The sequence below is a fragment of the Teichococcus aerophilus genome (assembly GCF_014490485.1).
Classification (GTDB): Bacteria; Pseudomonadota; Alphaproteobacteria; order Acetobacterales; family Acetobacteraceae; genus Pseudoroseomonas; species Pseudoroseomonas aerophila.
Genome location: NZ_JACTVA010000033.1, coordinates 1 through 10209, shown reverse-complemented (window position 1 = coordinate 10209; position 10209 = coordinate 1). Strand labels below are relative to the sequence as shown.

Annotated in this window: 8 protein-coding genes; 4 read left to right on the top strand and 4 right to left on the bottom strand. The window is 69.5% G+C overall.

The window, feature by feature from the left end; genetic code table 11:
- Positions 1-741: 741 nt before the first annotated feature.
- The 3 genes from IBL26_RS16550 (at position 742) to IBL26_RS16540 (ending at position 3875) form a co-directional block, all read left to right on the top strand.
- On the top strand, positions 742-2322 hold the full coding sequence (locus tag IBL26_RS16550; protein ID WP_187785617.1) for an ABC transporter substrate-binding protein: 1581 nt from the start codon (positions 742-744) through the stop codon (positions 2320-2322).
- A gap of 99 nt (positions 2323-2421) precedes the next feature.
- Positions 2422-2904 carry a methylated-DNA--[protein]-cysteine S-methyltransferase gene (locus IBL26_RS16545; protein ID WP_187785616.1) on the top strand — a complete coding sequence of 161 codons (483 nt, stop codon included), beginning with the start codon at positions 2422-2424 and terminating at the stop codon, positions 2902-2904.
- On the top strand, positions 2901-3875 hold the full coding sequence (locus tag IBL26_RS16540; protein WP_187785615.1) for a quinone oxidoreductase family protein: 975 nt from the start codon (positions 2901-2903) through the stop codon (positions 3873-3875). The genes IBL26_RS16545 and IBL26_RS16540 overlap by 4 nt, the downstream gene beginning before the upstream one ends.
- A 308-nt stretch (positions 3876-4183) precedes the next feature.
- On the opposite strand, the gene IBL26_RS16535 is transcribed toward IBL26_RS16540, so the two are convergent.
- The 3 genes from IBL26_RS16535 to IBL26_RS16525 all read right to left on the bottom strand — a co-directional run bounded on the left by IBL26_RS16535 (position 4184) and on the right by IBL26_RS16525 (position 7542).
- On the bottom strand, positions 4184-5986 hold the full coding sequence (locus IBL26_RS16535) for a CDP-glycerol glycerophosphotransferase family protein (RefSeq protein WP_187785614.1): 1803 nt from the start codon (positions 5984-5986) through the stop codon (positions 4184-4186).
- 27 nt (positions 5987-6013) lie between these two features.
- Positions 6014-6457 (bottom strand): adenylyltransferase/cytidyltransferase family protein, encoded by a 444-nt coding sequence (locus IBL26_RS16530; RefSeq protein WP_187785613.1) that lies wholly within the window; start codon positions 6455-6457, stop codon positions 6014-6016.
- Between the two features lie 275 nt (positions 6458-6732).
- Positions 6733-7542, bottom strand: a complete 810-nt coding sequence (locus IBL26_RS16525) for a GNAT family N-acetyltransferase (protein ID WP_187785612.1) — start codon at positions 7540-7542, stop codon at positions 6733-6735.
- A gap of 370 nt (positions 7543-7912) precedes the next feature.
- Between IBL26_RS16525 and IBL26_RS16520 the strand changes: the two genes are divergently transcribed.
- Positions 7913-8581: a hypothetical protein gene (locus IBL26_RS16520; RefSeq protein WP_187785611.1), complete on the top strand. Its 669-nt coding sequence runs from the start codon at positions 7913-7915 to the stop codon at positions 8579-8581.
- A 444-nt stretch (positions 8582-9025) separates the two neighbouring features.
- On the opposite strand, the gene IBL26_RS16515 is transcribed toward IBL26_RS16520, so the two are convergent.
- Entirely contained in the window at positions 9026-10153 is a 1128-nt protein-coding gene (locus tag IBL26_RS16515) for a PQQ-dependent sugar dehydrogenase (protein ID WP_241749474.1), read from the bottom strand.
- Between the last annotated feature and the right edge of the window lie 56 nt (positions 10154-10209).

Below are 10209 nucleotides of genomic sequence, written 5' to 3'. Positions count from 1 at the left end.
GGGGGGGGGGGGGGGGGGGGGGGGGGGGGGGGGGGGGGGCGCTTCGGCGTGTCTCCACGCGCGCCGGCGTCCGCACCGGGCAGGGGCGGCGTCATGGCTGGCGGAGGCGGGAGAGAATCAATTGTCTTCGGACCCCTTCTTCTTCCTCCCTCTTTCACGACTGATCGACCTTCGGCCCAGGGTGGGAGGGGGCAGGTCAGGGGGAAGAATTCCCCTGCGTAAACGCGTACGTTTACGCCATCTGTTTCCTGTCAGTTGCGTGACGCCTCCGGACCGGCAGATGCGGGCGGGAGAAAGGTCACGGGCCACCGGGCTCAACCACCAGCCTCCGGCGTCACCCCGTCCTTGGCCTGGAAAGGCCGACGCCGCATCGGCCACACCCGACAGACTCGCAAAAGAAAGATGGGGTCCGGGGAATTCCTTCCCCGGCCTGTTCTGTCCAAGACTGAATGTCGATCCAGCCTAATGTTGGATCGCCGGCTAGGCGCCCACACCTGGACCGGAACAGCCCAGGCGACCGCGACCGCGTGCGGATCGGGCACGATGAAAACCCGGCGAAAAAGGAGGTGGCTCGGGGAGTTCGCTCCCCCGACCTTCCATCACCAACACCACCGGCAGGACATTCCTTCCCGGGCACCCCCCGGGCTTGCCCCACGGTCACAAAAGCAAGACACTGCCGCCAAAATAACGCAGCCAATGCGGTCACACGCTCCGCGGCCACTGCCAGGAAGGTTTCATTCGATGCATCGCCGTTCTCTCTTGAAGGCCGCCGCCGTGGCGCCGTTCCTGCCCTCCCTCGCGGCCCCCGCCCTGGCGCAGGACCCGCGTGCGACCACGCTTCGCTTCATCCCCCAGGCCAACCTGGCGGCGCTGGACCCGGTCTGGACCACGGCCACCGTCACCGGCAACCACGGCTACTACGTGTTCGACACGCTGTACGGCCTGAACGGCGCCGGCGAGGTGAAGCCGCAGATGGCCGAGGGCCACGAGATCCTGGAGGACGGCAAGCTGTGGCGCATCAAGCTGCGCCAGGGCCTGCGCTTCCATGACGGGGAGCCGGTGCGCGCCCAGGATTGCGTGGACAGCGTCAAGCGCTGGACCGTGCGCGACCCCTTCGGCCAGCTGCTGGCGAAGGTGGCGACCGAGTGGCGCGTGGTGGATGACCGTACCTTCGAAATCCGCCTGAACCGTGCCTTCCCGCTGCTGTCCTACGCGCTGGCCAAGTCGGACGGCGCACCCTTCATCATGCCGTCGCGCCTGGCGGCGACCGACCCCAACAAGGCGGTGACGGAGATGGTGGGCTCCGGCCCCTACCGCTTCCTGGCAGACCAGTTCAATTCCGGCAGCCGCGCCGTCTACGCCAAGTTCGACGGCTACGTGCCGCGCGATGAGGCGCCGGATTACGCCACGGGCGGCAAGGTGGCGCATTTCCCGCGCATCGAATGGCAGATCATCACCGACCCGGCCACCGCCGCCGGCGCGCTGATGAATGGCGAGGTGGATTGGTGGGAGCGCCCGCTGGCCGACCTGCAGCCCATGCTCGCCCGCAACCGGGACATCACCCGCCGCGTGACGGACAAGGCCGGCCGCCTGGCGCTGGCCCGGCTGAACTGCCTGCAGGAGCCGTTCAACGACGTCCGCATCCGCCGCGCCGTCCTCGCCGCCGTGGTGCAGGAGGACTACATGCGCGCCGCCCAGGGCGACGATGCCTCCGTCTGGACCACCACGCCCAGCATCTGGCCGAAGAACACCCCCTATTTCGCCGATAATTCGGACCTGATGCCAGGCGACGTGGCCAAGGCCCGCGCCATGCTGAAGGAAGCCGGCTACGGCAACCAGAAGGTGGTGATCATCAACCCCACCGACTTCCCCGATATCGGCCCGCTGGGGCAGGTGACGGCGGATACGCTGAAGCGCGCCGGCATGAACGTGGACCTGATGGAAAGCGACTGGGGCACCGTCATCCAGCGCCGCAACTCGCGCGAGGCGACGGACAAGGGCGGCTGGAGCATCTTCCACACCACCGGCCCCGCCAGCTTTTACGGCAGCCCCGCCATGTCCCCGCTGATCCGCGGCCAGGGCGACGCCGGCTGGTTCGGCTGGTGGAAGAGCGACCGCGCCGAGGCGCTGACCCAGGAATGGCTGTTCGCGACCGACGAGGCGGGGCAGAAAAAGGCGGCCGCCGAACTCGGCCGCCTGGGCATGGAGGAAGTGGCGACGGTGCCGCTCGGCCAGTTCACGCTGCGCACCGCCTTCCGCAACACCATCACCGGTATCCAGGATGGCACGGCGCCCTATCCGTGGGGCGTGAAGCGGGCCTGATGCGCCAGGTGGCCGGGGCGGTGCGGCGCCGCGCCGGCCTTCCGTGCTTGACGCACGGCGCATGGCGTGTCGAATCCCCGCTTTGGGTTCGATAGGTCCATGCCGCAGCTTTCACTGCTGACACCTCTCGGCGCGCTCACCCTCTCCGAGGATGAGGGCGCCATCGTCGCCCTCGACTGGGGCCGTGGGCGTGACCAGGAGGAAACGCCGGGTCTGCGCGCCGCCGCCGACCAGCTCCAGGATTACTTCGACGGCCAGCGGGCGGAGTTCGACCTGAACCTCGCCCCCTTCGGCACGCCGTTCCGCCAGCGCGTCTGGGCCGCGCTGCGCGCCATTCCCGCCGGCGAGACGCGCAGCTACGGCGACATCGCCCGCCTGCTCGGCAGTTCCGCCCGCGCGGTGGGGCAGGCCAATAGCGAGAACCCGATCCCGATCATCATCCCCTGCCACCGCGTGGTGGGGTCAGGCGGCCTGCTGGGCGGCTACTCGGGCGGCGAGGGCCCGGAGACCAAGCGCTACCTGCTCGAACTCGAACGACGCGCCCTGCGGCTGACGCCGGGCCAACAAGGATCGCTCGTATGAACCATGCCATCCGTGTCCATGCCCATGGCGGCCCAGAGAACATGGTGTGGGATGACGTGCCGGTGCCGACCCCGAAGCCGGACGAGGCGCTGGTGCGCCACGCGGCGGTGGGGCTGAACTATATCGACGTCTATTTCCGCACCGGGCTCTACAAGGTGCCGCAGCTGCCCGTCACCCTGGGCATGGAAGGCGCCGGCATCGTCGAGGCGGTGGGCACCGAGGTGACCAACGTGAAGCCCGGGGACCGCGTGGCCTACGCCATGGCCCTCGGCGCCTATACCGAGGCCCGCACCATCAAGGCCGACCGCCTGGTGAAATTGCCGGAAGCGATCGATTTCCGCACCGGCGCCGCGATGATGCTGCAGGGCATGACCGCCCAGTACCTGCTGCGCCGCACCTATCCGGTGAAGGCGGGCGATACCATCCTGGTGCACGCGGCCGCCGGCGGCGTCGGCCTCATCCTCTGCCAATGGGCCAAGGCGCTGGGCTGCACCGTCATCGGTACCGTCTCCACCGCCGAGAAGGCCGAGCTGGCGCGCGAGAACGGGGCGGACCACGTCGTCCTTGCCGGCCAGGAGAACCTGCCGGCACGGGTGAAGGAGATCACCGGCGGCGCCATGCTGCCCGTGGTGTACGACAGCGTCGGCCGCGATACCTTCATGGATTCGCTGGACTGCCTGGCCCCCTTCGGCACCCTGGTGTGCTACGGCAACGCCTCCGGCCCCGTGCCACCGTTCGATATCGGCATCCTGGCGGCCAAGGGCTCCCTGTTCCTGACGCGCCCGACGCTTGCCACCTACACCGCCCGGCACGACGACCTGGTGGCCACGGCGGCCGACCTGTTCGCCGCCGTGCAGTCCGGCGCCGTGCAGATCCGCATCAACCAGACCTTCGCCCTGAAGGACGCCGCCGAGGCGCACCGCGCCCTGGAAGGGCGCAAGACGACGGGCAGCACGGTACTCATTCCCTGAAGGGGAGTGCCGGGAGGTAGCGGGAAAGGCCGGGGAAGGAATTCCCCGGACCCCTTCTTTTACTTTTTCGAGTTTTCTGGGTGGCGTTGTTGCAAGGGAGCACTTGAAAGACGGCTGGGTGCGCCGGAGTTCCCAGCCCTCCGGTGACTGGGGGTTCAGCCCGCGTGGCCGATATTCAAAATCATCAAGAAACGTCGGCCGCCACCTTTCAGCGCAGCGCCAAATTTGCAGAAAGAAAAGAAGGGGTTCGGGGAATTCCTTCCCGGCCTTCCCCTTCACTTTATCCCCCTAAAGCCAGAAGCCCCCGCTCAGTTCTCCGCCGTGGCGGCCAGATGCGCCAGGAGGGCCTGCACATGCCCGCTGTCGCGCAGATCCGGCAGGTGGCTGGTCTGCAGCACGACGAAGACCGGGTTGGCCAGCACGGCGCGGCCCTGCTGCGTTGCTTGCTGCAGGAACTCGGCCGGCAGTTCGGTGGTACGGCCCTTGTGCACCACCACCCAGTCATAGGGCCCGGCGCAATCGGCGTAGACATCCATCTGGGCCGGGAACAACAGGGTGGGCAGGAAGTTCCGCGGCGCCAGCACCGTGTGGGCCTCGGTGGCGTGGGCACGCAGGAAGGCGGCGACTTCCTCCCACAGCGGGTCCGGCAGGGTCTGGTAGCGCGGCGGGGGCGGTTCCGGTGGGGGTAGGGGTTCGGGCGGGGGTGGCGGCTGCGGGGCGGGCGGGGTGGCGGCGGGCGGTTCGTCCGGTGCCAGGCCCACCAACAGCAACTCGAACGCCCGCAACAGGATGACGCCTTCGGCGGCGGGCGGCTTGCGCAGGCGGAACTCGAAATCCCGGCCCGCCAGCGCGGCCGGCACGGTGAAGGGCAGGGAGGCGCGCAGCCGTCCGGCCACCGGGAATTCTGCCAGCACGCTACGGCCGCCATGGGTATCGACAGCGAGCACCACCGGGTGCTCGCAGCGAACTTCCAGGTCCACCTCCAGCGCGAAGCGGCCGTGGCCCAGCCGCTGGTAGGGGCCGAACATGGCGGAGCCACCCTTGGGCGGAAAGCTGGCCCAGGCGGCATCACCCTCGATTTCCCAAGGCGTCGGGGTGCGCAGGTTGCGCAGGCCATGCCGGCGGTAGTCCCGCAGCCGCATGGGCTGGCCCGGGGCGCCGGCGAAGCGGCGGTGGTTCGCGGCGATGAAGTCGCAGATGGCGTCGATGCAGCGTGCGGCGGCTTGGCCGTCCCGCGGGCCGAAGGCCATGTCGGCCCAGTGGGCGCGGCGCCCGGCGTGGCTGGCGGGCTCGGCCAGGATGGCGTGCAGCGTGGGCACCAGGCTATCCAGCGTGCAGACCGGGCCGTAGTCGATCGGCACCGGCGTCTCCAGCATTCGCGCCAGCAGGTAGTCAGGCTCCGCCGGATTGTCGAGCAACACCAGCGGCATGTCGATGGCGCACAGCTCGAAGCCGATGCCGGAGGTATCCGTCACCACCGCGTCGAAGGCGACGAGGTGGTCGGTGCGGGACATCTCGGGCGAGAGGCGGAAACGCAGTTCCTCGATCTCGCTGCGGTCGAATTCCAGCGAGTGGGGCAGGGTGACGACGTTGAAGTCCCGTTCCAGCACGGTCTCAGCCTCCCGCAGCCGGTGGGCGCGCTGGGCGTGGTGCAGGGTGCCGTCATGGCGCCAGGTGGGGCAGTAACCGACGATGGGCCGTGCATCGAAGCCGTAGACCTCCCGCATGCGCTGCCGCAGGGCGGGGGCGGCGCGCCGGCGTTGAGCCAGCAGGTCGATCTTGGGAGAGCCGAGGTTGCGCACCACCTTGGCGCGGCCGCCATCCTTCTGATCGTCGACGATGCCCTTGCCCGAATAGGGCAGCAGCAGCAGGTCGACATCCAGGGTCAGGTGGCCGCGCTTGGCCAGGCCCAGGCCATGGGTGATGAACACGCGCGGGCGCGGCCCGCCCCGCAGGGCGATATCCTGCAGGGCGACGATGGCGTCGGCGTCGTAGCGCACGGCGCTGCGCAACCCTGTGGTGACCAGGTGGCGGCGCGCCCGCGCCTCGCGGATCAGCGGGGCGAAGAGGTCGTTGTACTGCGGTTCATCGAGAACGAAGTGCAGGTGCATGGGCGCGGCGTCGCTCTGGCCGGCCGGTCAGGCGCTGGTGCCGGGCCGGGGCGGCTGGATGGTGGGGGAGGCGATGCCCTGCTTGATGTCGGTGGTGGAGATGCCGTCCGTCCGCGGCAGGTAGACGACCTCGCACAATTCCCGGAACTGGTCGAAGCGCCCGGCCCAGTCGTCGCCCATGACCAGTACCCGGGCATTGTAGCGGCGGATGTAATCGGCCTTCTGCTCCAGGCTTTCCTCGCGGAACACCTCGTCGACGTAGCGGAGGCTGCCGACGATGCTCATCCGCTCTTCTTCCGCGAAGACCGGGTGGAAGCCCTTCTTGCGGTGGTTCAGCGCGTCGGTGGAGACGCCGACGACCAGCCTGTCCCCCAGAAGCCGCGCGCGGCGCAGGATATTCAGGTGGCCGATATGGAAGAGATCGAACGTCCCGAAGGTGATGACCGGGCGTGACAGCGAGGAAGACGTCATATCAAAAAGGGGCCGGTGCCTGCTTGGATTACGCCATGATGGCAAGCAGGTTACAATTTTATGTCATGCTTCGATAGTGGGATCTGTCTCAAAATCATGTCGAATGCGTGACGAATGGCGCGGAGGCGTCGATACCGGTTGCATAAGGCACTGGAATGTAAGGTTATGGTTGTCGTCCGCGCACGAGGCGGACCGCAAACCGTAAATCAATTGACGCGAGGGCGGTTTCCAGGACCGCCCCGGCGCCCGGCGCCCGGCGCCCGGCGCCCGTCGCCTCAGCCGGAGGGCAGGAAGTAGCGGTAGCGATACATCTCCCGCATCCCCAGCGCCTGGTACAGCGTCACCGCCGGCGTGTTGCCGGCCGAGACCTGCAGCCAGGCGGTATCCGCGCCGCGCGCGGCGGCCCAGTCCGCGCCGGCGGCCAGGATGCGGCGGGCCAGCCCCCGGCGGCGGAAATCCGGGTGCACCGCCACGTCGAAGAACCCGGCCAGGCGGCCATCCACCGCCACCTGCGCCGTCGCCGCCGGGCGGCCTTCCAGCCGCAGCAGGATCCAGCTCGCCGGGTGCAGCATCATGGCCGGTGCACGCTGCTTCTCCTCCCGCCGCGCCGGGGTCTGGTAGTCGGCGGTGGCGATGACGGAGAGCCAGGCATCGTCCGGCGCCGCCATCGCCACGGCCTCGGCCTCCGCCGCGCCAAAGTGCAGCGGGCCCGCCATGACCAGGCTGCCGGAATCGCCCCGGTAGCCGCGGGCTTCCAGCAGCCCGGTCAGGCCGGGCGGGTCCAGCGGGGTGGAACGGAAGCGCGGCGGCAGCGCCATCCGCGCATAGGCGGCCTCGATGCGTGGAATGCGCGCCGCCAGTTCCGCATCCGGCGCCGGGCTGAGGGAGCTGACGGCATTGGCGCGGCCGGTACCGCCGAGGAAGGCGCGCAGCAGGAACGGGCCGTCGAAGCCCGTTCGCGACGCCGGCACCGCATTGTGCGACGCCTGTTCCAGCAGCGCGGCCGTCGGCGGCTGCCAGCCCTCGTGGCGGCTGGTGTCCGGGGCGGGGGCCGGCTGGGGCGCGCGTGTGGTCTCGGCGGGCATGCGGTCGGCTCCTGCTCCAAGGCGGCTGAGAGGCTGTTCTGGATGTCTGCCGGAAAGACGCAGTAAGCCTTTCCATGCCGGTTTGGCCGTGGCCTTTCCCCGGCATTGGGCGAAGCCACCTGGTCTCCGGCACGGAATTTCAGGCCGCGTCTTTCCGGCAGACATCCCATGCAGTCGCTGACAGCTGTAGCGGGGCCAGGGCAGGGGGCAAGAGGGGCAGCCGCCTGCCCCGGCCGTGCGAACGTAACGCCCATGTCTCAACCGATGGCCGGGAATTCACCCCGACGCACGATGAACGTTCATCCAGGACTGCCGAGGTGCAGGAACAGGCGGGGCCCATAGCCCGCCGACCCGATCGGAGGATCGTATGATGAGCATCTCCCGCAACCGCACCGCGTCGCCCCTGGCACTGGGGCTGCTGGCCGGGGTGGCGCTGGGCGTCTCGATGGCCGCGCCCGGCAGCGCCCAGGCCCAGGGCGTCTCCAACGGCATCGCCACGGTGGACGGCTACCGGGCCGGCGAGCCGGTCATCCACTACGGCCCCGGCGCCACGCCCGGCGTCAGCAGCGGCATCTTCAACATGCGCGGCGGCTCCGAAGGCGGCGCGCGGGTGGAGCCGGGGCCGGGCGCTCACGGCAACTTCGCCGATGGCGGCATCCCGGTCTTCAGCCCCGGCGGCCATGGCGAGGTCACCTACCAGGCCGCCCCCCAGGGCCTGGCCACGTCAGCCCCAGTGCCTGCCCCGGAACCGCTGAGCATCGCCGCCGCGCCCGAAGCCCCCGCCCCGCAGCGCAGTGCCTTGCCGGACACTGTGCGCAACGAACTGGCCTCGGCCGAGGCGGCGCTGGAACACCACCGCCTGCCCCTGGCCGAATCGCGCATCGAAGCCGCCCAGACCACGCTGCTGAATGACCGCCAGGACGGCGCGCAAGGCTGGCGCCAGCCCATCCAGCAACTGGAGGCGGCCCTGGACGCGCTGCGCCACCATGACGCACGCCAAGCGGAAGCCGTGGTTATGCCGCTGTCGCATCAGGGATGACGCCTGGGGAAGACTGAAGGTTGGGGGAGGGAACTCCCCCAAACCCCCTCCTTTTTTTGGGGTGTTTAGGGCCGCGGCCTTAGAGATGGGGCGGCCAGGCTTAAGCGTTTGATTCAAAAGCCTGCTGGCGGAGGGCATGGTCGGGATTGCCGTGCCGGGACGGAGGCAGCTTGGCCAAACGCAGGGACATCTGGCCAAGCCGCTGACAAAGCTGGCGCGGAAAAGCCTGCCGCGCCTGATCTGGCAGGCTTCTGAACACTTTCTTCCGGATGGCCGAAGCGCATTTCCTCCGCAACGCGGAGATTTCATCAAATCGCGCCCTGGACCGCGGCTACGCACAGAGTTGAGCGTTCGCTTCCCCACCCAACTCCGCAAATTCGCAGGAAAAAAGAAGGGGCCCGGGGAATTCCTTCCCCGGCCTTCCTTCTTGACCCCCCCACCGCCTCAGGGCGCAGCAGGCTCCAGCCGCAGGATGCGCCCGCGTGTCTCATCCGTCAGCAGGTACAGCAGTCCATCCGGCCCCGGCAGCACGTGGCGGAAGCGGAGCTCGCCCCACAGCAGGCGTTCCTCACCGGTGATGCGATCGCCCTCGGTAGAGAGGCGCAGCAGGCCGGGGGTGTTCAGCGTGGCCAGGAACAGGCTGCCTTTCCACGCGGGGAAGGCGTCGCCGTCATAGAAATTGATTCCCGAGGGGCTGACCGCCGGTTCCCAGTGCCGCAGCGGCTCCTCCATGTCGGGGCGGGAGGTGCCTTCGCCGATCTTGCTGCCGTCGTAATCGACGCCGTAGGTGACGATGGGCCAGCCATAGTTCAGGCCCGGGCGCAGCAGGTTCACCTCGTCACCGCCGCGGGCGCCGAACTCGGCTTCCCACAGGCTGCCGGTCCAGGGGTTGCGGGCCAGGCCCTGTGGGTTGCGGTGACCGTAGGTGAAGATCTCCGGCCGGGCGCCTTCGCGGCCCAGGAAGGGGTTGCCCTCCGCCGGGCGGCCGTCACGCTCCAGCCGCAGCACCTTTCCGGCCAGGTCGTCCAGCCGCTGGGCGCGCATCTTGTCGCTGTAGCGGTCACCGGTGGAGAGGTAGAGCTTGCCATCGGTGCCGAAGGCGATGCGGCAGCCATAGTGGTTGCGGCCGCTGGATTGCGCCGGGGTGGCATCCAGCAGAGGCTGCACGGCGTCCAGGCGCGGCGTCGCGTCCTCGGCCAGCCGGGCGCGTATCAGGCGGGTGGCATGGCCCTGCTGCAGCTGCACGGCCTGGCAGAGATAGACCTCCCGGGTGGTGGCGAAATCGGGAGCGATCTGGATATCCAGCAACCCGCCCTGGCCGGCGGCGGAGACCGCCGGCACCCCGCCGAGTGGCGGGGAGACCGTACCGTCGCGCTCCACCAGCCGCAGGCGGCCGGGGCGCTCGGTCACCAGCAGGCGGCCATCGGGCAGGAAGGCGGCACCCCATGGGTGGTCCAGCCCGCCGGCAAAGGTGGTCACGCGGAAGGCGGCGCTGGCATTCCGCACCACCTCGCCCGACCCGGCGACGCGCTGGGCCTGGGCAGGTGGGGCGGCAAACGGCGCGGCGGCCAGCAGGGCCAGGCCCAGCCCGCCCGCCAGCGCCTGGCCGAAGCGGCGGCGCGGCGGGG